Annotated in this window: 24 protein-coding genes and 2 tRNA genes; 7 read left to right on the plus strand and 19 right to left on the minus strand. The window is 49.0% G+C overall.

Annotated features, from left to right (window positions below):
- Positions 1 to 407: 407 nt before the first annotated feature.
- The 7 genes from F3F96_RS09980 to F3F96_RS10010 form a co-directional block, all read right to left on the minus strand.
- Positions 408 to 806 carry a group II truncated hemoglobin gene (locus F3F96_RS09980; protein WP_176963132.1) on the minus strand — a complete coding sequence of 133 codons (399 nt, stop codon included), beginning with the start codon at positions 804 to 806 and terminating at the stop codon, positions 408 to 410.
- Positions 807 to 900: 94 nt separating this feature from the next.
- Positions 901 to 2,322 (minus strand): oxygen-independent coproporphyrinogen III oxidase, encoded by a 1,422-nt coding sequence (hemN, locus tag F3F96_RS09985; RefSeq protein WP_176963133.1) that lies wholly within the window; start codon positions 2,320 to 2,322, stop codon positions 901 to 903.
- Positions 2,322 to 3,143: a c-type cytochrome gene (locus F3F96_RS09990; protein WP_176963134.1), complete on the minus strand. Its 822-nt coding sequence runs from the start codon at positions 3,141 to 3,143 to the stop codon at positions 2,322 to 2,324. Before F3F96_RS09990 ends, hemN begins: the two co-directional genes overlap by 1 nt.
- A 148-nt stretch (positions 3,144 to 3,291) precedes the next feature.
- On the minus strand, positions 3,292 to 3,579 hold the full coding sequence (locus F3F96_RS09995) for a cytochrome c (RefSeq protein WP_176963135.1): 288 nt from the start codon (positions 3,577 to 3,579) through the stop codon (positions 3,292 to 3,294).
- A 101-nt stretch (positions 3,580 to 3,680) separates the two neighbouring features.
- On the minus strand, positions 3,681 to 4,421 hold the full coding sequence (locus F3F96_RS10000; protein WP_176963136.1) for a hypothetical protein: 741 nt from the start codon (positions 4,419 to 4,421) through the stop codon (positions 3,681 to 3,683).
- A gap of 87 nt (positions 4,422 to 4,508) precedes the next feature.
- Positions 4,509 to 5,876 (minus strand): CCA tRNA nucleotidyltransferase, encoded by a 1,368-nt coding sequence (locus F3F96_RS10005; protein ID WP_241697781.1) that lies wholly within the window; start codon positions 5,874 to 5,876, stop codon positions 4,509 to 4,511.
- Between the two features lie 193 nt (positions 5,877 to 6,069).
- Entirely contained in the window at positions 6,070 to 6,645 is a 576-nt protein-coding gene (locus F3F96_RS10010; RefSeq protein ID WP_176963138.1) for a superoxide dismutase, read from the minus strand.
- A gap of 292 nt (positions 6,646 to 6,937) precedes the next feature.
- Here F3F96_RS10010 and F3F96_RS10015 point away from each other — a divergent pair, with 292 nt between their 5' ends.
- The 3 genes from F3F96_RS10015 to F3F96_RS10025 all read left to right on the plus strand — a co-directional run bounded on the left by F3F96_RS10015 (position 6,938) and on the right by F3F96_RS10025 (position 8,790).
- The gene (locus F3F96_RS10015) at positions 6,938 to 7,780 is read left to right on the plus strand and encodes a cation diffusion facilitator family transporter (protein ID WP_186338964.1); all 843 of its coding nucleotides are present in this window, start codon (positions 6,938 to 6,940) and stop codon (positions 7,778 to 7,780) included.
- Entirely contained in the window at positions 7,770 to 8,651 is an 882-nt protein-coding gene (locus tag F3F96_RS10020) for a hypothetical protein (RefSeq protein WP_206675320.1), read from the plus strand. The genes F3F96_RS10015 and F3F96_RS10020 overlap by 11 nt, the downstream gene beginning before the upstream one ends.
- Positions 8,652 to 8,713: 62 nt before the next feature.
- Positions 8,714 to 8,790 (plus strand) — tRNA-Glu (locus tag F3F96_RS10025).
- Positions 8,791 to 8,878: 88 nt separating this feature from the next.
- Here the strand turns inward: F3F96_RS10025 and fliL are convergent.
- Positions 8,879 to 9,337, minus strand: a complete 459-nt coding sequence (gene fliL / locus F3F96_RS10030) for a flagellar basal body-associated protein FliL (RefSeq protein WP_176963140.1) — start codon at positions 9,335 to 9,337, stop codon at positions 8,879 to 8,881.
- A gap of 120 nt (positions 9,338 to 9,457) precedes the next feature.
- On the opposite strand from fliL, the gene F3F96_RS10035 reads away from it, so the two are divergent.
- Entirely contained in the window at positions 9,458 to 10,639 is a 1,182-nt protein-coding gene (locus F3F96_RS10035; RefSeq protein ID WP_176963141.1) for an iron-containing alcohol dehydrogenase, read from the plus strand.
- Here F3F96_RS10035 and pgsA read toward each other — a convergent pair.
- From pgsA to F3F96_RS10090, 11 genes are all read right to left on the minus strand, one after another.
- Complete coding sequence (gene pgsA / locus F3F96_RS10040) at positions 10,611 to 11,207, minus strand: CDP-diacylglycerol--glycerol-3-phosphate 3-phosphatidyltransferase (RefSeq protein WP_176963142.1); 597 nt, start codon at positions 11,205 to 11,207, stop codon at positions 10,611 to 10,613. The genes F3F96_RS10035 and pgsA overlap by 29 nt on opposite strands.
- Positions 11,208 to 11,265: 58 nt before the next feature.
- The gene (locus F3F96_RS10045; RefSeq protein WP_176963143.1) at positions 11,266 to 11,571 is read right to left on the minus strand and encodes a DUF3467 domain-containing protein; all 306 of its coding nucleotides are present in this window, start codon (positions 11,569 to 11,571) and stop codon (positions 11,266 to 11,268) included.
- Positions 11,572 to 11,585: 14 nt separating this feature from the next.
- A complete protein-coding gene (gene mazG / locus F3F96_RS10050) occupies positions 11,586 to 12,374 on the minus strand; it encodes a nucleoside triphosphate pyrophosphohydrolase (RefSeq protein WP_176963144.1) in 789 nt (262 codons plus the stop codon).
- Between the two features lie 258 nt (positions 12,375 to 12,632).
- A complete protein-coding gene (locus tag F3F96_RS10055; protein ID WP_241697782.1) occupies positions 12,633 to 13,463 on the minus strand; it encodes an Arm DNA-binding domain-containing protein in 831 nt (276 codons plus the stop codon).
- A gap of 335 nt (positions 13,464 to 13,798) precedes the next feature.
- Positions 13,799 to 13,873: transfer RNA gene (locus tag F3F96_RS10060), tRNA-Glu, on the minus strand.
- Positions 13,874 to 13,901: 28 nt separating this feature from the next.
- Positions 13,902 to 16,334: a response regulator gene (locus tag F3F96_RS10065; protein ID WP_176963145.1), complete on the minus strand. Its 2,433-nt coding sequence runs from the start codon at positions 16,332 to 16,334 to the stop codon at positions 13,902 to 13,904.
- 17 nt (positions 16,335 to 16,351) lie between these two features.
- On the minus strand, positions 16,352 to 17,791 hold the full coding sequence (locus F3F96_RS10070) for a methyl-accepting chemotaxis protein (RefSeq protein WP_176963146.1): 1,440 nt from the start codon (positions 17,789 to 17,791) through the stop codon (positions 16,352 to 16,354).
- Between the two features lie 98 nt (positions 17,792 to 17,889).
- Complete coding sequence (locus F3F96_RS10075; protein ID WP_241697783.1) at positions 17,890 to 18,345, minus strand: chemotaxis protein CheW; 456 nt, start codon at positions 18,343 to 18,345, stop codon at positions 17,890 to 17,892.
- Positions 18,345 to 20,540, minus strand: a complete 2,196-nt coding sequence (locus F3F96_RS10080; protein ID WP_176963147.1) for an ATPase, T2SS/T4P/T4SS family — start codon at positions 20,538 to 20,540, stop codon at positions 18,345 to 18,347. The genes F3F96_RS10075 and F3F96_RS10080 overlap by 1 nt, the downstream gene beginning before the upstream one ends.
- 185 nt (positions 20,541 to 20,725) lie before the next feature.
- Positions 20,726 to 21,259, minus strand: a complete 534-nt coding sequence (locus tag F3F96_RS10085; protein ID WP_206675321.1) for a hypothetical protein — start codon at positions 21,257 to 21,259, stop codon at positions 20,726 to 20,728.
- A 9-nt stretch (positions 21,260 to 21,268) separates the two neighbouring features.
- Positions 21,269 to 21,577 (minus strand): hypothetical protein, encoded by a 309-nt coding sequence (locus F3F96_RS10090; RefSeq protein ID WP_370465536.1) that lies wholly within the window; start codon positions 21,575 to 21,577, stop codon positions 21,269 to 21,271.
- 156 nt (positions 21,578 to 21,733) lie between these two features.
- On the opposite strand from F3F96_RS10090, the gene F3F96_RS10095 reads away from it, so the two are divergent.
- From F3F96_RS10095 to tadA, 3 genes are read left to right on the plus strand one after another with little or no spacing between them, the layout of a single operon-like run.
- Entirely contained in the window at positions 21,734 to 22,717 is a 984-nt protein-coding gene (locus F3F96_RS10095; RefSeq protein ID WP_176963148.1) for an ABC transporter permease subunit, read from the plus strand.
- Positions 22,714 to 23,535, plus strand: coding sequence for an ABC transporter permease (locus F3F96_RS10100; RefSeq protein WP_241697784.1), 822 nt, complete (start codon positions 22,714 to 22,716; stop codon positions 23,533 to 23,535). The genes F3F96_RS10095 and F3F96_RS10100 overlap by 4 nt, the downstream gene beginning before the upstream one ends.
- Complete coding sequence (gene tadA, locus F3F96_RS10105; protein ID WP_176963150.1) at positions 23,535 to 23,993, plus strand: tRNA adenosine(34) deaminase TadA; 459 nt, start codon at positions 23,535 to 23,537, stop codon at positions 23,991 to 23,993. The genes F3F96_RS10100 and tadA overlap by 1 nt, the downstream gene beginning before the upstream one ends.
- The last annotated feature ends 69 nt before the right edge of the window (positions 23,994 to 24,062 follow it).

Genomic DNA, 24,062 nt, shown 5'->3' on the forward strand with positions numbered 1-24,062 from the left:
TTCAACCTGTTCGACAATGCTCAATTTAAAGCCCAATGTATAATCACGCTGACTTCGTCTGCGCCTTGCTGTTTCTTCCTTTCCCATAATAAGTCCTTTTTGTGTCAACTTATTTCAGGACGGGACATCTCAAGAAAAAAAGCCCCGACTTGTTAGTCGAGGCTTTCAAAGACCCTCACCTGTGAGGGGGGGGGAGAGGTGAAGGTCTGTTTTCTCCTGTTTGGAGAGTATATATGGCCATTGAAGCGTTGGCCTGTGAACTATTTCACAAGCCAGCTATCTATCTGCAATTAAATCAATTTAGCACAGGAAAGAGTTCTCGACAGCAGTCTGACCAAAGAATTGAAGATGAATATTCTGATTCTAGGCTCAATCCTTAGTAATTGATGTTTGACCCAATGTGTTGGTTATTCAGGTTGATTGCGCATGAAATCTGCGACGCTGTATAGGGCGGCGTAGAGTTCAGCAGAGAGGGTTTTGTCTGTTACTACGTCAGCCAGTGCGTGTTTCATGCAGAGCATCCATTGATCACGTTCGGATTCGCCGATCTTGAAGGGCATATGACGCATACGCAGGCGAGGGTGGCCGAACTTCTCAATATACAGGGATGGGCCGCCCATCCAGCCGGAGAGGAACATGAACAGCTTATCTTCGGCGGATTTTAGATCGGGGGCATGCATACGGCGGATAGTCACTGTTTCAGTCAGTTCATCCATGTGACGATAGAAGCGCTGCACCAGTTGGCGCAGGGGCTCTTCACCACCGATTCTTTCGTAAAAGGTGCGGCTATCACTCTGGATTTGCATGCAGTGGACTCCTTAGTAAGGGGTGAGGTGTTAGGCGAAAGGAAGGGGCATGAAAAAGGCCGAGCAAAAGCCCGGCCTCAGTTTCATTGTCTGCTCAGATGGTTTTGGAGAAGCCTGATCCCTCTTTTTTCTTCTGCAGGTACTCATCGAATACCATGGCAACGTTACGGATCAGCAGACGACCTGCTGGTAGGACGGTTAGACCATCATCACGCAGCTCTACCAGACTGTCTTTGGCCATCTCATCGAGATCAGCAATGCCATCGGCAAAGTGCTCTTTGAAGTTGATGCCGAACTCGGACTCAAACTGCGTGTAATCGAGAGCGAAATCACACATCAGGCGCATAATCACCTGACGACGCAGATGATCCTCATCCGAGAGGATGTAACCGCGGAATACTGCGAACTCGTCGCCATCGATCTTCTCAGCGTAGGGGTCCATCTCTTTGGCATTCTGGAAGAATCCACCACCAACATAACCGATGGAGGTGACACCCAGACCAATCAGGTCGCAATCTGCCTGGGTACTGTAACCCTGGAAGTTTCTGTAGAGCTTGCCGTTTTGCTGGGCAATGGTCAGTTCATCTTCAGGTTTGGCAAAATGATCCATACCGATAAACACGTAGCCGGCATCCAGAAGCTTGTTGATGCTGTGCTCAAGGATATTGAGCTTCTCTTGCGGTGTAGGCATGGCTGACTCATCAATACGGCGCTGTGGCATAAACATGTGCGGCATATGCGCATAGTTAAACAGAGCAATACGGTCAGGGTTAAACTCGATAATGGTGTTCAGGGTGACATCGAAGGTTTCAACCGTCTGATGAGGCAGGCCATACATCAGATCGATATTCATCGATTCAAAACCGTGCTGACGCGCTTCGCCAAGCACACGCAGGGTCTCCTCTTTGGACTGAATGCGGTTGACCGCCTTCTGCACAATCGGATCGAAATCCTGAACGCCCATGCTCATGCGATTAAGACCAATCTCCTGCAGAACACGTACAGTGTTTTCATCACACTCACGCGGATCGATCTCAATACTGAATTCACCCTCATCCTTGGGTACAAAGTTAAAACGCTCACGCAGACGTGTCATGATGGCACGCATCTGATCGTTGTTCATGAAGGTTGGTGTGCCGCCGCCAAAGTGCAACTGGGTGACAGGGCGACGGGTGTTGCCCATGGCATCAGCAACACGATCGATCTCTTTGAGCAGCAGCTCAAGATACGGGGCTGCACGATCATATTTCTTGGTGACAATTTTGCTGCAGCCGCAGTAGTAACAGACGGTATTGCAGAATGGGATGTGGATATAGAGCGACAGCGGAGCATCGCTATCAGCCACATCACTCAGCGTCTGCGCATACTCTTTGGCACCAATTCCGGTGTGAAACATCGGAGCGGTGGGGTATGAGGTATAACGCGGCCCGGCCTTGTCGTACTTCTTGATAACTTCCAGGTCAAAAAGATCAGCGCCCCCCAATTGGGAGGCGCCTCTATCGGAGTGTAACGTCATTATTTAGTACTCTTCCTCATATGCGCAATGATATCGGAGATGTCATCAGCAGAGAGTTTGCCAACATCTTTACCGGCACGATCAACATGGCGACCGTGAGTAATACGCAGGTCCAGCAGGCGATCAGAGAGATCAGCAAGGGTACGCTTGGATGCCGCATTACCGGTCAGTTTGATCGCTGAAGGCGTAGCGTGGCAGGAGGCACAGTTTGAGGCGTAGAGTTTCTTGCCCTTGGCCGCATCTGCTCTGTAGCGCAGTGAGTGTGCATAGTGTGCCACATCTGCAATATCTTCGTTGCTCAACTGATGACGTTTGCTGGTCATCTTGGTGCCAGGACGACCATAACGCATGGTGTGTGCCATCTCCTGCAGAGTCTGTGTTGAGTAGACGAGATTTTTGGCGCCCATACCGGTTTTGGCGCGACCATCCATACCATGACAACTTGCACAGACCGCCTCGAAACGGACTTTACCATTGGCCAGGTTAGGGGTGTATTTGAAGGTTTCCATATAATCGATAACCGCTTCGATCTGCAGACCATCGAGATCATACTTCTTTGGAGTCATCTCTGTGCCGGCAATACCGTAGTTGATAATGCGGCGCAGCTCATCACGCTCGACCAGACCAACAACGGCCTGATGGTTACGTGCCGGGAATGGTTTTAGTTCTTTACCAAACTCCGTAGGCATGCCGTCAGTGCCATGGCATGCGGCACAGTTAGCCTGGTAGAGTGCCTTACCATTGAGGCTATCGTCTGCATTTGCAGAGAAAGGCATAATCAGAAGGGCAAGTGCAACCCCTGTTATTCGTTTGAAATCCATAAGTAATCTCCTCCCGTGTGAAGTCCTAACTATTTACCACACGGATTCTTAGCGCAAGGGTTTCTGCTGCAGATTAGCCAAAGCCAATCAACTTGTTGAAACTTTTAAAAAATAGAGCCCCGAAATGATCAGGGCTCTACCATGTTTTTTACTGATTGCTCTGGATGAAAGCAACCAGTGCATCAATCTGTTCGCCGCTCAATTTCTTGCCATAGGTTGGCATCATTTTACGGCCATCTGTGATGGTAGTTTTAAGAGAAGCTGCATCAGTTGTCATCTGTTTCAGACCTGGCCCCATCTTTTTACCATCAATCTTGTGGCACATCTTGCATTTGCCGTTGAAGAGCTTGGCAGCATCAATATCAGAGGCCAGTGCAGACTGGGCACTCAGACCAAAAAAGGCTGCTGTCATCATCATCACAATTGTTTTTTTCATGGGGTTTCTCCTTGTTTTCTCCGCTATGGGAGGATTTTAATCTCTTGCTGCAACTGCTGTGAGAGGAATGTTTGCGCGACATGCCTCAAACATTGCACCTCTTACATCTCAATAGGTTCCACGTTGGGATGGTAGAACCACATCTGATAGAGCGAAACCAGAATCTGAATGGTCAGGGATATACCCATCAGACCACCGGCAATCACAACAACAAAGGCAAAGCCGGGAATAAACTTGGTAATATACCAGGAGAGGATATCAATAAGGATCGCCAGAAACGGAATAGCAACGGTAATGCGTTTGGTCAATACCGGCATCTCACAGAGGATAAAGATGCGGCCAACGAAGAAGAGGATAAAGGCGATACCAAACAGGTGGATATGGGAGACGCGAACCAGACTCTGGATTGAAGCACCGGTATCGGCATGGGTCAGGTTCACAACCTCTTCGTAACTGGTCAGCGGTGGTAACCCCATCTCAGCTTCGGCGGAGTGACAGGCAATACAGTTGCTGTTCAAAATCGGAGCTACATTGAGTTCAAATGCAGCTTTATCATTACCACCCTCAATCCAGTCAACGATGACCTGTTTCTGCTCATCATTATCAAGGTTGCCAGCCATACCACCGTTAAGTGCTGCACCCAAGCGGGTTTGCTGGTGCTCTCCATAGTAAGCGATCTTCACATCTTCAACGGAGAGGCCTGATTGACCATCGCGTCCCTCATGTGAAAAGAAGGTGTGGCCCAGGGCAAACAGGTAGCCCAGGCCGATGGTGATAAGGAACATGGTATCAAGTATTTTTTCACTGACTGAGGCATCGGTAAAACGACGATAGTGGGGCATGGAAACTCCTGATTTTGATTGCAACGGCATTATAGCGGCATGAATTAAATCGTCAATGAAAGACCAATAGAATCAAATAGTTGACTGTTATCCTTGGTTATCGCCCTCTGAGCCCTGATTCCAGGGCCTGAAATCGTGGTACCACTGCATGGCCGAAGGCTGGTCGAAAATAGTCCCATCCAGTTGGGCCTGATAGGCTTTACTGAGGATTTCTCCCATGCCAGGGCCCGCTTTTTCTCCAAGCTCTAGAAGCATCTTTCCGGTAAGCATTGGTTCGGGCCTGTTGTGTTGGTGCTTTAACTCCTGAGCCAGCTTCAGCCAACCAAGTGCCGGACGTGATGGCGGGGCAGGATAACGGCCTGAGGCATCAGCCTCGACCAGCATCTCCCATAACTCGATATTGGCAGGCACCAGTCGATCAGCCAGCCTGCGTACAGCCCGTGCGGTCGGTTCACCATGCAGGTGGGTAATATGCTCTTTAACAAGTGGAAGAATCAGATCGATTAGCTTGCCAGGTGCCGTAATCCGCTTGAGAAACAGTCCTGAGATGCCAACGCCCACCTCGGCATGGCCGGGGGAGCAGATGCGCCCTTTATCATTGATAAAAGAGCTCTTCGGCTTGCCTACATCATGACAGAGCGAAGAGAGAACAAGCAGCATGCGTTTATCATCAGTCAGACTTTCCCGGCTGGAGATCAGCGCAGCCTGATCGCAGACCTGAAGCGTGTGTTTCCAGACAGTGCCTTCCGGATGCCAGTAGGGTTCCTGATCACACGTCACCATTGGCTCCAGTTCCGGATAACAGCTCAGCCAGCCACAATCAGCAAGCAGTTTCAGCCCATAAGAGGGGTAGCTGGATAGCGCCCACTTCTTCCATTCATTCCAGATGCGCGCCTCTGGGAGTTTATCCGCCTCCCCAAGCAGGCTATGGCAAAGCAGGGCTGTTTCAGGATCAATGTTTAGCTGGAAACGGCTGGCAAACTGCATGGCACGTAGCGGGCGCAGCGGGTCTTCGCCAAAAGCACTGCTGACATGTCTGAGGATTCGATCATTCAAATCCTTTTGCCCGCCATGAAAATCGAGCAGTGATTCAGTCAGTGGATCAAACATCATTGCATTGATGGTGAAATCGCGGCGCAGCGTGGCTTTTTCAGGGCTTAGATGCGGGTCTGTCTGTATGGAGAAGCCGCAATGACCAGCAGTAGTTTTTTTCTCAGTGCGGGGCAGGGCAACATCAATCTCAAGGTCACCCATCCAGAGCTTCTGGATGCCAAACTGTTTGCCAACGGTTTCTGTTCTACCCATTGATGTTAGTAGTGTTTCAAGCTGATCGACCTCAAGCCCATAGACTTCCAGATCAAAATCTTTGGGGGTCAGGCCCAGTAGTATGTCGCGCACAGAGCCACCAACCAGCCAGCCCTGACCTCCAGCCCCGTTGATTCTCTTGCAGAGCATGATGAGCTTTGCAGGAAGGGTTGTGGTTTTTAACTGCTCTATTGCGCTGTTCCGGTTTAGCATCGGCTCATTCCACGTATGAACATCAGCAATGGCAAGGGCTCATAACAAAAGAGCCGGACACAAGGCCCGGCTCTGCTGAGCAGTCAATCAAATAATTAACATTAACTATTGGCATATAATTTGCTGATTATTAAAGATTATTTGAAACAAACTTCCAGTTCACAAGCTTCCAGAATGCCTGCAGGTAAACAGGGCGGGCATTGCGGTAATCGATGTAATAGGCGTGCTCCCATACATCACAGGTGAGTAGTGGTTTATAGCCGTCAGTCATTGGATTGGCTGCATTGCTGGTATTGATAATCTCCAGTCCACCATCCCCGTTTTTTACAAGCCAGGTCCAGCCTGCGCCAAAGTTGGTGGCGGCAGAGGTGGTGAACTGCTCTCTGAATGCCTCAAATGAGCCGAATGTCTCGTTAATGGCATCAGCCAGTGTATCGGCAGGTTCACCACCACCTTCAGGGGAGAGGCAGTTCCAGTAGAAGGTGTGATTCCACACCTGTGCTGCATTATTAAACAGGCCGCCACTGGAGGTAAGAATGATCTCTTCCAGTGAGCTCTCCTCATGATCAGTTCCGGCAATGAGGTTATTCAGGTTGGTCACATAGGTGTTGTGATGTTTGCCGTAGTGGTAGTCCAGCGTCTCTTCAGAGATGTGTGGTACCAGTGCGTCACGGGCATAGGGCAGAGCAGGCAGTTCAAATGGCATCGGTTATCTCCTGTTTGGTGTTCATTGAGAGCCCGAAGGCCCATTAGATAGTTATTGTAGTTCAATATGGGCATTTCAGCCAACCCCATGCAAAAAGCGGTTTTGCAGACCAGCTGCTGATATGGTGTGGATTTCAATCACCAGAGTTTATGCCTCATTCACCAAGGGTTGAATTGTTACCGCGATTTCTCAATGATTAAGTGATGAGCAGATCTACCATATTGAGAGGGCGCTAGTGTCAGGACACCACCACCATCATCACGACGGTCCTTCGCATCACCATCATTTGGATATGGCTCTGGCCCTGACAGCGCTGTTTGCCATTGTCGAATTTGCTGGTGGCTGGATATCCAACTCGCTGGCGCTGCTGGCTGATGCTGTGCATATGAGCTCCGATGTTGTGGCGCTGGGCATTGCTGCATTTGCAGGGCGAGTTGCCATGCGGCCGGCACACAACGGCATGACCTACGGTTATGGCCGGGCGAGGGTGCTTGCTGCCCAGGCCAATGGTGTGGCGCTCTGGTTTTTGAGTGGCTGGATAGTCTGGGAAGCATTCGGACGCCTGCTTGATCCTCCCGATGTACAGGGCTGGATCGTGATTGTGATTGGTTTTATCGGCCTCGTAGTCAATCTGGTGATTCTGAAATGGCTGCACGGCGCAGACGATATCAATACACGTGCTGCCTATTGGCATGTGCTAGGTGATGCGCTGGGTTCAGTCGCTGCTATTGTTGCCGGTGCAACCATTTTTCTTACCGGCTGGATGCCGATTGATCCGATCCTCTCATTTCTTGTTGCAGGAATCCTTGCCTGGGGCGGCTGGAATCTGTTGCGTGAGACCACTGGCGAGTTGATGGCGGCTACCCCTTCCGATGTTGATGTTGTGGTGCTTGAGAAGGCCATGTGTGGTGTAACAGGTGTATCGGGAACGCATCATATCCATCTCTGGAAGCTGCCGGGTGGTGGCCGGGCGCTATCAGCCCATATCGTTGTTGAAGCCTTGCAAGAGTGGGATCAAACACTGGCACTTCTGCAGCAGCATCTGCGTGAAGCAGGCATTGAACACGTCACGTTGCAACCGGAATCAGATTCTCAGGATTGCAATCACCACTGTTGTGAGCCCTGTGACCACTAACATGGATGCGGATTTTAGCGTGGCGCTAAACCATTTTATCGGTCAAGAGGGGCTGCCGGAAGATTATATGAACCTTGCTCAGGAACATTTGATCCCTCTGGCTGCATGGATAAACAATCGCAAACAGGACAAACCACTACTGATTGGCATCAATGGTGCACAGGGAAGCGGCAAATCGACCATGACTGCGGCACTGGCAATCATCCTTAAACAGCGTTTCGGATATAACGTTGCTACGCTCTCTATCGATGATCTTTACCTGACAAGGGATGAGCGTAACAAGCTCTCAGAGTCTATCCATCCACTGCTCAAAACCCGTGGTGTGCCGGGGACCCACGACATTCAGCTTGGAATGGAGAGGATCGATGAGCTGATTACAAAAAACGGAGAGGTTTCATTGCCTCGCTTCGATAAAAGCATGGATGACCGAATGCTTGAAGCTTTATGGCCTCGCTACAAGACACCGGTTGATATCCTGCTCTTTGAGGGGTGGTGTGTCGCAACACCGCCACAGTCACAAGATGAGCTTGTCAGAGCCGTGAATGAACTTGAGGCATTAGAAGACAAAGAGGGGAGTTGGAGACGTTTTGTAAACGAAACACTGGCAGGCAGTTATCAGCAGCTCTTCGAAATAATTGATGCTCTGGTTTTCCTGAAAGTTCCAGGATTTGATGCTGTCACGCAGTGGCGGGGCAGACAGGAGTCTAAAACATTCAAGACAGGTGAGGGGATGAATGCTCTGCAGCTGGCCCGATTTATTCAGCATTTTGAGCGTCTGACACGTCAGAGCCTGGAGAAACTACCCGAGCTTGCCGATGTGGTGCTTGAGCTGGATGACAATCAAAAAATTATTCGCAGCGTTTACAGATAACTGAGTCACAAATTTTGATTGACGCAAAAAAAACGTTCGCTATTGTTCGCCGCGTCCAACAGGTCCCCATCGTCTAGTCGGCCTAGGACACCGCCCTTTCACGGCGGCAACAGGGGTTCGAATCCCCTTGGGGACGCCAACATAAAGCACTTGCGGGAAACCGTGAGTGCTTTTTTTGTTTTAAACGTCAGGGGTTTTGTTGCTTAGCGTGCTATTCCCCGGTTTTTCTATTGGGAAACGAAATCAACAAAGAAAATATCCCGGATGGGATCATGTCCAACAAGTCTGTTGATGCGGTCAATGAGGTCTTTTTTCAGGGCTGATTTCCCTTCCTGAGTACGAATGTTGGAGAAGGTTTGTGCCGAAAGGACGTTCAGAACCAGATCTGTTACCTTTGTAATATTCTGGGTGATTCGTTCCTCTGCATCACTACCATTAAGTGAAACTTTAATTTTTATGCGCAGGAAACTGTTGTCAGAATCACCTCCACTCAGATTTACTGTTGTTTCGCCCAGATCCATAAAAACGACCTCGGCTTCCGGAAGTGCCTCTGTCTCTGCAGCCACCTCATCTGTTGTCTGCTCGGCAGCCGTGCTCTGATCATAGAGTTTCCACGCAACGAACCCTTCAGCAGAGAGCGTGATAAGGAGCAGGAATGTACTGATAATTGGCAGCAGCTTGTTCATGAAAGGCAATCATAAACCACAAGCTGTTAGGTACAAGTGCCATTAAGCCATATATAACGATGAAGGTTCAGTTTTGGCTAAATTCTGGTCGCAATTGTGATCTCCTGTTATCTTGCAGAGATGATCTCCCCATTTAGTTTTGCCTCTACCCCTCACATCCATTTTGGCGCTGGAACGCGATTTAAGCTTGCGGTAATCCTTCAGACCTATGGCTCCAGAGTCCTACTGGTAACCGGCGGCAGATCATTTGATGACTCAGCATTGTGCAGTGATTTGATGCAGCAGCTTGCCTCAACGTTTGAGATTCGCCGTATTAAAGTCACTGGTGAGCCTTCACCACAACTGGTGGATGGTGCAGTCGCTGAACATCGCGCATGGGCTCCTTATGCCGTGGTGGCAATCGGTGGTGGCAGTGCCGTGGATGCAGGTAAAGCTATTGCAGGGCTGCTGCCCTCAGGGGATTCGGTGATGGAGTACCTGGAAGGGGTAGGGCGCGGAAAGAGCTATCAGGGACCTTCCACTCCTTTTATCGCCCTGCCAACAACGGCCGGAACAGGTGGTGAAACCAGTAAAAATGCAGTGCTGTCGGTGATTGGTGAAGATGGTTATAAAAAGTCATTCCGTGATGAAGAACTGGTCGCAAAACATATTATTCTTGATCCTGAACTGACACTAAGCTGCCCGAAAGCTGTAACGGCCTCCTGTGGCATGGATGCTTTCACGCAGTTGCTTGAGTCTTACGTTTCCACCAGAGCCTCCGCGATGAGCGATGCGCTGGCGCTAAGCGGACTTGAGAAGGTAAGGGATTCGCTGCTTGAGGCCGTCAACGATGGCAGTAATCTCGATGCGCGCTCAGGTATGCTCTATGCCTCATCCATCTCAGGGCTGACACTGGCCAATGCAGGGTTGGGATCGGTGCATGGACTGGCTTCTCCACTGGGTGCCTTTTATCCGATTCCCCATGGCGTGGTCTGCGGAACACTGCTGTATGAAGCAACACGCATGAATATCCAGGCCATGCTGGATCGTGAACCTGAGAATCCCGGACTATTCAAATATGCACAGGTGGGGCGCCTGCTGACGAATCAGCCTGAGCTAGGTGATAGCGAGGCGCGTAGCGGGCTTCTCAAGCTCATAGAGGCGTGGAGCCAGAGACTGGAGATGCCTCTACTGTCCCATTATGGCATCGGTGAGGCTGGATTTAAGAAGATTATTGCCAATATCAGTGGTGGCAGTATGGCCACCAATCCCATCGTGTTAACCGATAGTGAAATCAGGGAGATTCTTCATTCCCGTCTTTAGGTTTTTGAGGATTGTCTTCATCTGATCGGCTCATCAGCTCGGGCCAGGCCCCTTTGATATAGTCGTATCCCGACCATAGGGTGAGTGCTGCGGCGACCCACAGCAGGGTTAGTCCGATATCGTGCATAGATATACCAAGAATATCGACGTGCAGGAGCAGGGCGATGATCGAGATCATCTGCAGGGCGGTTTTCCACTTGGCGATCAGGGACACATGAACCACGGTAGAGCGTTCTGCCAGCCATTCACGAAGTGCACCAATAGTGATTTCACGGCCAATAATGATCACCGCCAGAATCGCAGGAGCCATCTCAGCAGAGACAAGCATCACCAGCGCTGCAGCCACGAGCAGTTTATCTGCTACAGGATCAAGGAAACGACCGAATGCAGTGACTTCACCACGGCTTCTTGCCAGGTAACCATCCAGCCAGTCTGTAAATGAGGCGAGTGTGAACAGCAGGGCGGATATCCAGTAGCTAAGCTCACCGGGAAGATAAAAGGTGGCCATGAACACCGGGATGATAACAACACGGCCAAAGGTAAGCTGATTGGATATAGTCCACTGCATGGTGATAAGTATTACCGTCCTATTTTTAACGTAAAGGGTTAATCGTAGCTACGCGGTTTTAATGGGTTTTTATCTTTGTCTCAGGTACCGCAGACAAAGGATTCACCTTGATTTCACCGAATGTGGCTTCGTAGCGAATGATATTCTCCTGAAGTGCCGCAATCATACGTTTGGCATGCGCTGGAGAGATAACCACACGAGAATTAACAACGCCCGCCGGTGGTGTTACGAAGATAAAATCGAGAATAAACTCCTCGGGACTATGCGCAACGACCAGTTGATTTGCATAAGTGCCTCGTTGCACCTCAGGCGGAATCTGAACCTGAATATCCTGGGGTGCCTCTGGATTGTCGTTGGTGTCCATTATAACTCCTTGTTTTATAACGCTTTCTTTGCTTCTAAGTATAGATCTTCCTGTTGATCAAGGTTGAGAGCTTTGAGTGAAATATCTTGTTGTTCAGCCAAACGCTCCATCATTCTAAAGCGATCAGCAAATTTTCGGTTGGTACTCATAAGGCAGAGCTCAGCATCAAGATCGAGTTTGCGGGCCAGGTTGGCCAGGGTGAACAGCACATCTCCGAATTCATCCTCAATGCGTTTGAGATCTTTACTATGGGTAACTTCATGCTCAAGCTCATCAAGCTCCTCACGCATTTTTGCCAGCACATCCGTAGCCTTCACCCAGTCAAAACCAACGCGGGCAGCGCGCTGCTGCTGTTTCTGGGCATATTTCAGCGCCGGCAGAGGAGGGATCTCATCCATCAGACTTTTGCGACTCTGATGCTCTGCATCCTTAAGGCTGTTCCATTGATCGGTCAGATCTTCCGGATTCGCCTTGCCGAACACATGTGGGTGACGATAGATCATCTTATCGATCAGCGCATCGATGACATCGGCAAGATCGAACTTGTCCGACTCCTCAGCAATGCGTGAATAGAAGAGCACCTGGATAAGCAGATCACCCAGCTCGGATTTAAGTGGCTCCCAGTTATCATCGGAGTCAGCGATATCAATCGCTTCGAGTACTTCGTGAACTTCTTCGAGAGTGTACCGACGTAGAGAGAGGAGTGTTTGCTCTTTGTCCCACGGACACTCTTCACGCAGAACCTTCATAAGTGCATATAACTTCTCGTAATGATTATCTTTACCTTTAATACGATCTGGCACTCGCTCTCTCCATTACTTTACATAATATCCATTATGCGACGTTATGTGTTTATTATGAAACCGACCTGAAGGGCCGAAAATGAAACTTGGCTGAATTGTAACATACATCCTCCCTCTCGTTCATTATGACTATTCGTACGCTATAAACACTCAGAGATTAAAATAAGAGCCTCTGCTTATCATCGGAAAAAGATTGTATCAAAGCATAATAGTGCACAACAGCCATTGTTGTGATCAGCAGGAAAAAAGAAACAACCCTTAATCCTGTTCCTGTTCGGTTGTTGCTTCAGGTTTCTGAATGCCGGGAATCCATACACTACCTTGTGATGCATCTAATCCGGGCTGTGTTAAATAGATGCCCCATAGCGCTCCGCATTTAAGTTGAACCGCGTGTTGTTCAGATAACCATGCAAGATCGGTACGCAGGCGATCAAATGAAATTTGAAATCCCTCTGAATGCAATGACTCAAGCAAGGCCGTTTCATTTGTCGTGTAAGCCCTAGTGCGAGCAATAATACTTAGAATACGCAAGCGACGAGCTTCAAGCATACGCTGTTCAATTTCATCAATTGCCACAGGTCGCTGTTGCACACTGCGTTGATTGGATTCTTGCACTGATGTTGCTGAATTCTTTTGTTCTACTGCTGCCCGGATCTCCTGGCGCTCCTGCTTGCGAAGCTCTCCAGGATCAATGTTGTCTGCCAATAGCGCTTTGGCCGCCTCACGCTTTTCACGAGCCTCTTCCAGCCCCACGGCAGGATGAACGCCAAATGCCAGTGTCTTCTGTTTACCATCAAAACGGTAAGCCAGCTTCCAGTATCGGCCTGAGGATTTCACCAGCAGATAGAGTCCGCCACCATCACTGACCTTAAACTGATTTCTTCCATACGGAACTTTCATTGCTTCGATCTCTGCTTCAGACAGTGCCATGCTCGACCTCACTGTTGGTTCTTTTATAGGCTCAAAGAACCAACATAAAGACCAACAATTTAACGTGTTGGTTCTTTTGTTGGTTGTATCATATTTATATGCAGTAAAAACAACAAGATAAACATTTAATACCAACCAGATAAATAAAAGAACCAACAATGAAAGCCGTGTTCTCTTTCATTATCAAATGACTGAATGAGAGCATTTCACCTTATTCTTACAGTCCTAAAAGAGGCCATAATCAAGCGATAACGTCCCCTTCTCTCAGGTTATATTATTTGTCTGACAAGTGTTGTTGTTGGGATCTAGAGCACAATTGGATGCTTCTTACTGATGATCCGAAGTAGGTTTTTGAATGCGGAGTGACTTCCGATGCGATCAACACCATTGGGAAAATTATGAATAGATCGAGTTGAACGAACCCTTTTTTGTTCAGAATGAATCAACAGGCATAAAAAAAGCACTTACGAATTCACGTAAGTGCTTGATTTTATTGGTACTCCGTAGGGGAATCGAACCCCTGTTTCCGGCGTGAGAGGCCAGCGTCCTAACCGCTAGACGAACAGAGCATTTTGCGGAGGGCGATTTCTATTGCGATCACTCCCCTACGTCAATGCCCAGAATCGATCTGATTGTCTTATTTAGAAGATCTTCATGCCCTTTCAGGTGCCGTTTACCCAGAAATGCGTTGGCACCGGCTTGCATAACTCGTTTTTTATCTTTTTCTGCTTCCAGCGTGGCAATCACCATAATCGGAAGCTCGGCATGGCGCTCATCTGCCCTGACTTGTTCAATCAGCTCAGCACCATCAATGCCGGGCATCTTCATATCTGTAACCAGAAGCTGGTAGACCTGCAGGCCGATCTTCTCCAGTGCATCCATACCGCCAACGGCAGTCTCTACAGTGAATCCAAGCGATTCGAAGATCATCTTCTCTATTTTAAGGGCGATCGTTGAATCATCGACAAGCAGTACCCTGTGAGAGAATTCAGGAGTCTCTGCAGTAGTAGCCTCATCAATAAGGCTGGAATCATACTCAGGCGAGGTGCGCCACATCTCTTTGAGTCCATTGGGTTCGATAAGCAGCAGAACGGTGCCATCTTCAGCAATGGCATTACCCATCAGCCCTACTGGCTGGTAAAACTTCAGGTATGGATCAATATCACGCACGATAATTTCACGTTCATCATGCACTTCATCAACCAATACCCCGAGAAACCCTTCAAAATGCTCAACAATCATGATACTTGAGCCATGTTGATTCCTTTCTGTTGTATTGAGTGCCGGATAGAGATCAATAATGGGTACGCGATGCCCCTCATAACTGATATAACCCTGATGGTAGGCACCGTGCCCCTTCTCAACGGTCTGTGTGTCCAGAGAGAGAACTTTCACAATCAGGTTGGAGAGCATGCCGAAACGGTTGCCGGCAACAGAGAATGTATTGGCCTTCTGAATGGCCACACTGACCGGCAGATTAAGAATAAATTTGGTTCCTTGGCCAGGTTGGGTTTGAAAATGAACCGAGCCGGTCACTTCCCGCATGGCATTTAATACAGCATTCAGACCGACACCCCTGCCCGCCGCCTCATTGGCTACAGCAAGCGTAGAAAAGCCGGGGTGGAATATAAGTTCAAGAATCTCTGATGAGTCCATCTCTTCTGCTTCACTGGCACTGATGATGCCTGAACTTACTGCTTTATTGCGCAGCTGTTCAATTTCAATACCCCTGCCATCATCAATGACCTCAATGCAGACTTCAGTGCCCTGCTGTTTTGCTGTAACGGTAATCTGTGCCTCTTCAGGTTTACCTGCTGCAAGCCTCTCTTCGGGCGTTTCAATGCCGTGGGCTACTGCGTTGTTGATAAGGTGAATCAGAGGCTCTGATAGCGATTCAGCAGCCAATTGATCCATCTCAATGGCATCACCAGAGATAAGCAACTGCACTTTTTTACCACTTCGGGCCGCAAGATCACGTACTGTTCTTGGAAACACTGAAAACAGGCTGCTGATCGGGCGCAACATCAGGCCGAAAACCTGCTTGCGCAGATCATCCAGCATGGCTGAGGATCGCCTCTGCTGCATGCGTAGCTGCTCTCCGGTTTTATGCAGTTGACGCAGTCGCTGGTCAAATTCAGAGCTATGCTCCGGGCGTCCCTGAGTAGCTCCGGATTCAAACAGTTGTTGCCTTAGTTGCTTGAAATCGAGCATCAGCCCTTCCAGCTCTGACTCTAACGCACTGCTGCGATAACGATCAGAACTGAGTTCGATAATCTGGTTGGAGAGTCTGTTTAAGCGCGATCTATCCACACGCAGAAAGTTGCCTGAACTCTCATCTGCAGCTTTGTCAATTTCATGTTCAAGCGAATCTATTGCAGGACGAAAGCATATCTCTTGCGCTTTGGGCTCTTCTACAGGCTCCTGAATACTCTTCTTCTCGACTGTCGCTTCATCTGTAGCCTTTTCACCCTTGTCATCATCTTTCAGAGAGCCCTCAATAGAGCCCATCACTGCAGCAATAATATTCTTATTGATGCGCATTTTTACAGCCGGTTTGCGTGCCCTCTTTTTCGTTGCCGCTTCAGCCCCCTTCTGCTCTGCCTCTTTGTTGACCGCGGCTGCTGACTCTTTGGCGGTTTTGGCTGATAAGCCGCGCAGCGTGTTGAATTGATCGACATAGGGTGATGTATCAAGGCGCGATTCAGTGTCCGGATATTTGAGCCTCTCCTGCAGCTGGTCATGAAGATCAAACAGGAATTGCGTCATCGGGTGAGAACCGGAGTCCATTTTTTCAGACCTGACAAGTTCAACACCATCTTCAAGAAGATGGCTCAGGGCACTGATATCCTTAACGCCAAGCATCTCTGCTGAGCCCTTGATGGTGTGTGCATCACGACAGAGCTGTGCCAGCCCCTCTTTATCAAGATTGCCTGACTCAAGAAGTACCAGCCTGCGGTTTACCGAAGTCAGACGCTCATTGGCCTCGTCAAAAAACTGAACAAGAAATCCGGATAGATCAAAATCTGTCATTGAAGGGCCTTATGCCTTTACGACATGTTCTGCAGACTTTCAGATGCTTCGCTTAATCGCACAGAGGCTTCATTGGATGCATGGAGTTTATTGCCAGAGATCTGCAATAGCTCCGAAATATGTTTCAGTGCCTGCATAATTTTCTGATTACGCTCATTTTGACGCGCCGTGGCTTGAATGACCAATCCAGAAGAGAGACCGCCCTTCTCCGACATGTTGTGAATCTTGCTCATCAGATCAGTGACGCGATGCGAAAGTTCTTCAATATTATTAATACTCTGGACTCTGTTATCCGTGCCTGAAGCTATCACACCATCACGCAACTCCTGAACAATGGCACGAATTTCATCGCTGCTTAAGCGAATCTGATTTGCCATACGCTCCATCTCATCAACCACCGAACTGGATGATCCGGATGATTCGATAGAGGCATTAACAGCCATCAGCTGAGCTTCATCTGAAACCTCACTGATCTGCTCAAGCACTCTGATCAGCTGGTCAGATTTACTGTTTACCAGGCCAGCAGTGCCACTCTCATCTTGAGCCCCCTCTTTCAGAGTCGTGACAGATGCGAGTATCCCCTCCATCTCCATCAGACCGCCCTTGGCAAGGGATGCAGAGACAGATGCGGCCTTCTCTGCACTGGTTGCTGTCGTTGCGATATTTGTTCCTGAGTCAGCAATGAGCTCCAGCCCTTTGATTACCTTTTCCATGAAACGTGTCTGTTGTTCAGAGGCACTGGCCTGAGCTTTATTGGCATCAAGTATGTCTCCGATACCTGTGGCCACACTTGAGGATGCTCTGGAGAGCTGCTGAGCATGATTGACCAGCTTGCGGCTTAAAAACTCCAGAAGGAGCACAATGAAAACGATGAAAGCGAGCAGAATATAGAGCTGCATGGTCGCCTTCTCCTGACGCTCGGCGGAACTGCGATTGAGCTGCTCCTCAAGCCCCTGCACTATCGATTCAAGTTTAGCCTGTGCACCGAGCACCAGATTTTGAGCAAGAATGGTCACTGTGCCGGTCTGGTTGGCTGCAATCTTCTGGTTGGCCACATCACTGGCGATATTCATCACCTCGGTCATCAGCTGATGCACCTTGGCCAGTGACTTGTGGTTCTCTGCTGTCAGATGTGGGATGGTTTTAATGACTGCGTAGGTTGTTTCGTAATGTTTGATGGCATCTTTGAGCTTCTGAAAGTTTTTCTCATCAGAGGTCAGGGCAAAATCATTCAGTGGTGAAATTACATCAAACAGTGTGGCTTTGAAATGTTCAATATTAAACTGGTCGCGATAGACATCTTCCAGAGTGGACATGGAATCCCGGTCACGCTGGAAAGCGACGAAAATGATGGCGATAAGAGCAACGAAAAGTAACAGCGAAAACACTGAGTTGCGTTTGGCCATCTGCATCAGCGAAACCTGCTTTGCTGAGCTGTTTTCAATAGTCTCTTCCATGATGCTCCCCTCTCTACTTCGGCAATTCCCCAACCGAATCAACTTTAGCAGGATATTTAAAAACAGTTCAATACTTTATGGTTCAATGGACAGGCTGATCAGTGAAACAGCTTGCTGGTGTCGAGAACATCGAATGTAAAACCATCGATCTCTACCACATATACGGCATCGTCACCGTTTTTTTTCCGATTTAACATTTGGTTGTCAACTTTCCGTAGCCGTTTGACTTCATCTACCCGTAGTCCGACATGCATAACCGGATGGCGCAGGACAAGAAAGCGGGCCCTTGAACTATTATTATCACTACTGTTTATGGACGGTAGCGATGATACTTTGCCCGCATCGATAACAGAAACGATCTGGCCATGGATATTAGCCAGCCCTAAAATGTGATCAGGCCCCATCGGCACCTTTGTCAGGGGTAGTGGTCTGACCACCTCGCGAATCTCGGATGAGCGAATCAGAACCTCACTGCCAGCAATAACGACCTGAAGCATATCTGTCTGCTCACTAGCCACCTTTGCTGCGTCACTTTTATTCATTTCAGTTGCCATCAATGTAACCTTGATCGGAAGTTTTGATACAGGGCCAGGGTTTTTCTCACCCGAGCCTGTAGTTTCAGAGGTTCAACCGGTTTGCCAATGTAGTCATCTGCACCCGCTTTAAGACCGAAGACTTCATCCTCTTCACTCTTGCGTGCTGTCAGCATAATAATCGGCACATCATTAAAGCGCTCCTGTTCACGCATACGTTGCAGCAGTTCCACCCCTGTCATGTTCGGCATCTCATAATCGGTAAGTACAAGGCTTGGTTTTACGCGCTGTAACATCTCCCACGCCTGCTGACCATCCTCGGCCTGAATCACCTTATAACCATCGGCATCAAGAATAAACTCCACCAGATTGCGAACACTGCTGGAATCATCAACGATCAGAACAATCTGCTGGTCAGTTTCCGTAAACTCCTGAAGCTGCGCCTTATCTCTGCGTCGCTGCAGCTCACCAAATGAGATCAGTTGCTGATTCTCATCCAGATGTTCACTTACCTTATAATCTTCCGGATGCGGGCAAACACGCATCACCTCTTGAATACTGGTCTGGCCAGAGAGTACTTTAGAGAGTCCATCCTCAAACATGGTGAACATCCCCTCCTCGCGGGCAACGTGCATCAGTTCACGATCCGTTGCTCCTCTGGCGATAAGTTTACGCATGCGATCATTAACATAGAGCACCTCATGGATACCCAGTCGTCCTTTATAACCGATATCCATGCACGATTTACAGCCCACCTTGTCATAAAACACAACATCTTCGGGAATATCCAGCCTCTCAATCAGTTCAGGCGTAGGTTTTATCTGTTTTCGGCATTTAGGGCAGAGGCGGCGAACCAGCCGCTGGGCGACTACCAGATTAAGTGAGGAGGAGAGCATCATCGGTTCGATGCCCATATCGATCAGGCGTGTAATGGTAGATGGTGCATCATTGGTATGCAGCGTGGAGAGAACCAGGTGACCGGTCTGTGCTGCATGCAGTGCAATTTCAGCGGTCTCCTCATCTCGAATCTCACCAATCATCACGACATCTGGATCCTGTCGCAGAATCGAGCGCAATACAGTGGCAAATGTCATACCTGCTTTGGGGTTGACCTGAACCTGATTGATACCCTCAATCTGAAACTCAACCGGGTCTTCAATGGTGATCAGGTTCATCTCCTCATCTTTGATGTGGTGCAGAAATGAGTAGAGCGTTGTGGTTTTACCACTACCTGTCGGACCTGTGACCAGCACAGCACCGGTAGATTGGCCGATACACTCTCGAATGCGTTTGTAGGCAAGTTCCTCAAAGCATAATACATCAAGATTCAGGGCAAGACCGCCCTTATCCAAAATTCGCATCACCACCTTTTCGCCATGCATAGCGGGTAGTGTCGAGATACGCATATCGTAACTCTTGCCCCATAATTTGATTCGGGAGCGACCATCCTGAGGTGTTCTGGCGTTGGCAATATCTAGCTTGGACATGATCTTAATGCGGGAAACAACAAGCGCATGCGCCTTGGACGGGAACCTCAGCATGGGCCGCAGGCGCCCATCAACACGCAGGCGTACCACGCTCTGACGTTCGCCCGGTTCAATATGGATATCGGAACTGCCAATTTTCATCGCCTGCACAATGACACCGTTAACCAGTTTGATGATGGGCGAATCTTCAGCGCCGCGTTTGAGTTCATCCAGGTTGGCGGATTCAGTTGTGGATTCCATCTCCTGGGTAAGGGTGTGTTCCTCATCGAGATCTTCCATCGCCGCATCGAATGCGCTATCACTATCCTGATACACCTCTGATATTTTACGGTGAATGTGATCAGGTCTGGTAAAGTGAGGAATAATTCGTTTGCCCAGCTTAAAACCGAGCGCGTTAAGCATGTTCACATCCAGCGGATCTCCCGTGGCGATATGGATATCAGTAGCATTGTGCCTTAACGGCACAAAATGGTAATCCAGACAGAGTTTTTCCGGACAGATCTCCAGCAGCTCGTCATCGATTTTAATGTTGGTGAGATCGATATAGGGCGTTTTAAAGATTTTGGAGAGTGCTGAGAGAAGTGCATCAGGCTCGATATCCGGCAACTCCAGAAGGCAGAGCAGAAGCCCCTTCTTTCTATTGGATTTAGCCTGCTGCTCAGCCTCAGTAATTTGAGCCTCAGAGATAACACCCAGCTGAATCAGTTGCCGTTGCTGCTTTAAATGCATAGATCCCTTTTAAAACCCCGAACATTGATTTGATACGTTAATGACTTTAGCCAACCTACCAAACATAAACCACTTTTGCGAAACTGGAAAGAATTCCTGTAATTCTATGCAGAAACTATAAACAGATGGATAAAAAAAGAGCCGGACTCAAAAGAGCCCGGCCAGTTCTGATTTCCAATAAACGGTTAGTGAACGCTTACGTTGGCGTAAAATGCGGTGCCGCTGGCTTCATCTTCATAAAGCATCACCCAGGCATCAACACCCTGTGCAGTGTCGGGAAGCCCTGTCATGGGGATAATCGCCAGAAGCTTATTTTCACGGCCATCACCAACATCAAGGATCTTACAGAAGCCGCCTATCTCATACGACGTGCTCTCCGGTGTGCTCTCATCCAGATAACTGAGTTGGCAGTTGATGCCAACGTCGCCAAGACCATCTTTACCCTGCCTTAATACATCCTGCTGAATATTGATGACATCGTTGTTAATTGAGTCGGCTGTATGGGAGAGAATAAGAATCTGCGCGCCATCCATCACCGCGATAAAATCACTGAATTTACCCAGCACGATCGGATCAAATTCAAAATTCGGATCAACCTTCTGAAAGGCAGCGAAATTCACATTGCGGGCATCACCAGCCACTGCTTCTGTTGAAAACATGGCAATTCCTGCAGCCAGTGTGATCAGTAGAGCTCTTTTTAATACTGTTAATCCACTCAAAGCGCCCCCCTACAGACTACGGATAGCGTAGATGGCGTCTTCCATCATCTGACGGATTTTAGATTCCATTGCCTGGCGCATGCGATCCACATCTTTCTTGTTCAGCCCGGCCTTTTCCAGTTCATCAAAGTCTTTCATGCTGCCCATGGCATCACGCAGCTTCTTAATAATAAGATTCAGACGTTTCATGCCATCTATGGAGCTCTCAGCTGCTACTGCTTGCTGATAACCCATCGGCGAACTGGTTCCTGATAAACTGAGTGGTGCTGTCAAAGCAAATGCAGCCGCCAATGTCATTGCAATTAAATGTCTCTTCACAGAAATTCCCCTTCCCGCTTTTACAATTTAAGAATGTGGATAAAAACAATCTTGTGCTTTGATGTCAAGCTGTACAGCGACAGGTAGCACAATAACGTCAAAAAATTCACACCAAAGAGACCTGTTTTTTTTAATGCGGCTCAGTATAGTCCACCCGTGACCCAATACCTGTTGAAACGACTTGCCGGCATGATTCCACTGCTGTTCGGCATCACCATTATCTCTTTTGGTATGATGCATCTTGCACCGGGCGAACCGGTCGTGGTTGGTCAGGAGTTTAATCCCAAGGTTTCAGCGCAGGATATCGAGCGCCTGCGTGCCTATTACGGTCTGGATAAACCACTGTATGAGCAATACCTGAACTGGCTGAATCGCCTTGTTGTGCTGGATTTCGGTAAATCATTCTCCGCCGATGGCCGCGATGTGATCGATAAAATATCAGAACGCATCCCTGTCACCCTGTGGATCAATATCCTCGCTATGCTGCTGATTATCGCTATCGCTATTCCCATCGGCATTATTAGTGCGGTTAAACGCGACTCATGGCTGGATAAGTGCATGACCGTATTCGTTTTTATCGGTTTTGCCATCCCCTCTTTCTGGCTGGGTCTGCTGTTGATGATCGGCCTTGGCGTGAATATGAGTTGGTTGCCAATTTCCGGTCTGCATGATTATAACTGGCAGCAGATGGGCTTCTGGCAGCAGCAGATCGATCTGCTCAGTCACCTGATACTGCCGATTTTTGTTTCTGCAATCGGCGGCCTTGCCGGCATGAGCCGCTTTATGCGCTCAGGCATGCTTGAGGTAATTCGCTCTGATTACATTACAACAGCCCGCGCTATGGGCGTGCCTGAGCAGAGCATCCGCTACCGCCTTGCCTTGAAGAATGCGATGTTACCGATCATCACTCTGCTCGGCCTCTCCATTCCGGGATTGATTGGTGGCTCGGTGATTGTTGAACAGCTTTTTTCACTGCCGGGCATGGGCTTGCTCTTCTTTGAGGCGGTGATGTCACGCGATTACCCGCTGGTAATGGGCATTACCGTTATAGGTGCAGTGCTTACCCTGCTGGGTAATCTTATTGCTGATATCTCCTACGCATGGGCCGATCCCCGTATTCGCCACGGGAGACAAGGATGATCACATTTGCCAGATCCTTCCCGTTGATGTTTGTCGGTGGCCTGATTGTTGCCTGCGTTACACTGCTGGCGCTTCTGGCACCCTGGATTGCCCCCTACGACCCGTCAGAGATCAATGTTAAAGTGATTTTGCTGCCACCATCGTGGGAGCACTGGTGCGGCACAGACACCCTTGGCCGTGATGTCTTCTCCCGCATGTTGTACGGCGCACGCGTTTCATTGGCTGTTGGTTTTGTTGCCGTCGGCATCTCACTGGTCATCGGCTTGGTGCTCGGTGCCGTGGCCGGCTTCAGTGGTGGCCGCATTGATGCGGTGATGATGCGACTGACCGATATGGTGCTCTGCTTCCCTACCTTCTTCCTGATCCTTGCCGTGATCGCTTTTCTCGAGCCCTCGATCTGGAATATCATGATTGTTATCGGTTTAACCTCATGGATGGGTGTAACCCGTCTGGTTAGAGCTGAATTCCTCTCCCTGCGTCACCGCGAATTTGTCATGGCTGCACAAGGGCTTGGTGTCTCCTCAATCCGTATGATGTGGCGTTATCTTCTGCCTAATGCCATGGGTCCTGTTCTTGTCTCGGCAGTTCTTGGTATCGCTGGTGCGGTACTGGTTGAGTCCGGTCTCTCTTTTCTGGGGCTTGGTGTACAGCCACCGGATGCCTCATGGGGCAATATTCTGACCGAGGGTAAAGACAATATTCAGATCGCCTGGTGGCTCTCGATGTTTCCCGGCCTGGCTATTCTGATCACTGTGCTGGGTTATAATCTGCTCGGTGAAGGGTTGCGGGATTATTTTGATCCCAAGTTGAAATCGTGATGAAAGATGACAATTACTACATGAGCAAAGCGCTGCAACAGGCTGAAATTGCAGCTGAAATAGAAGAGGTGCCCGTTGGTGCCCTGCTCCTGCTGGCTGATGGTAGTGAAGTTGTTTCCCACAATGCTCCGATCGATCTGCATGATGCATCCGCCCATGCCGAAATGCGTGTGATTCGTAAGGCCTGTCGACAGAATGGAAACTATCGTCTTGCCGACAGCACTCTTTATGTGACGCTGGAGCCCTGTTTGATGTGTGCCGGAGCCATTGTACATGCCCGTATTGGACGCGTTGTTTACGGAGCCAGTGATCCTAAAACAGGCGCTGTCGCGTCGCTCTATCAGGTCCTGTCTGACAAACGATTAAACCATCAACCTCAAGTAACATCAGGGGTTATGGCTGATGCGTGTGGAGAGCTACTGAAAAGCTTCTTCCGCAGCAGGCGAAAAAAGGTTTGAACTAAAGATTCACCTCAAGACGATTTGTCTTGCACAAGCCCGCATTAACATCACTTTTTTATAGTTTTT

Source organism: Mariprofundus sp. NF (assembly GCF_013387455.1).
Lineage (GTDB): Bacteria > Pseudomonadota > Zetaproteobacteria > Mariprofundales > Mariprofundaceae > Mariprofundus.

Excerpts from the sequence above, each read along its gene's own strand:
- F3F96_RS09980 (WP_176963132.1), bottom strand. The coding sequence starts at position 806 with ATGCAAATCCAGAGTGATAGCCGCACCTTTTACGAAAGAATCGGTGGT.
- hemN (WP_176963133.1), bottom strand. The coding sequence starts at position 2,322 with ATGACGTTACACTCCGATAGAGGCGCCTCCCAATTGGGGGGCGCTGAT.
- F3F96_RS09990 (WP_176963134.1), bottom strand. The coding sequence starts at position 3,143 with ATGGATTTCAAACGAATAACAGGGGTTGCACTTGCCCTTCTGATTATG.
- F3F96_RS09995 (WP_176963135.1), bottom strand. The coding sequence starts at position 3,579 with ATGAAAAAAACAATTGTGATGATGATGACAGCAGCCTTTTTTGGTCTG.
- F3F96_RS10000 (WP_176963136.1), bottom strand. The coding sequence starts at position 4,421 with ATGCCCCACTATCGTCGTTTTACCGATGCCTCAGTCAGTGAAAAAATA.
- F3F96_RS10005 (WP_241697781.1), bottom strand. The coding sequence starts at position 5,876 with ATGCTCTGCAAGAGAATCAACGGGGCTGGAGGTCAGGGCTGGCTGGTT.
- F3F96_RS10010 (WP_176963138.1), bottom strand. The coding sequence starts at position 6,645 with ATGCCATTTGAACTGCCTGCTCTGCCCTATGCCCGTGACGCACTGGTA.
- F3F96_RS10015 (WP_186338964.1), top strand. The coding sequence starts at position 6,938 with ATGGCTCTGGCCCTGACAGCGCTGTTTGCCATTGTCGAATTTGCTGGT.
- fliL (WP_176963140.1), bottom strand. The coding sequence starts at position 9,337 with ATGAACAAGCTGCTGCCAATTATCAGTACATTCCTGCTCCTTATCACG.
- F3F96_RS10035 (WP_176963141.1), top strand. The coding sequence starts at position 9,458 with ATGATCTCCCCATTTAGTTTTGCCTCTACCCCTCACATCCATTTTGGC.
- pgsA (WP_176963142.1), bottom strand. The coding sequence starts at position 11,207 with ATGCAGTGGACTATATCCAATCAGCTTACCTTTGGCCGTGTTGTTATC.
- F3F96_RS10045 (WP_176963143.1), bottom strand. The coding sequence starts at position 11,571 with ATGGACACCAACGACAATCCAGAGGCACCCCAGGATATTCAGGTTCAG.
- F3F96_RS10065 (WP_176963145.1), bottom strand. The coding sequence starts at position 16,334 with ATGACAGATTTTGATCTATCCGGATTTCTTGTTCAGTTTTTTGACGAG.
- F3F96_RS10070 (WP_176963146.1), bottom strand. The coding sequence starts at position 17,791 with ATGGAAGAGACTATTGAAAACAGCTCAGCAAAGCAGGTTTCGCTGATG.
- F3F96_RS10075 (WP_241697783.1), bottom strand. The coding sequence starts at position 18,345 with ATGGCAACTGAAATGAATAAAAGTGACGCAGCAAAGGTGGCTAGTGAG.
- F3F96_RS10080 (WP_176963147.1), bottom strand. The coding sequence starts at position 20,540 with ATGCATTTAAAGCAGCAACGGCAACTGATTCAGCTGGGTGTTATCTCT.
- F3F96_RS10100 (WP_241697784.1), top strand. The coding sequence starts at position 22,714 with ATGATCACATTTGCCAGATCCTTCCCGTTGATGTTTGTCGGTGGCCTG.
- tadA (WP_176963150.1), top strand. The coding sequence starts at position 23,535 with ATGAAAGATGACAATTACTACATGAGCAAAGCGCTGCAACAGGCTGAA.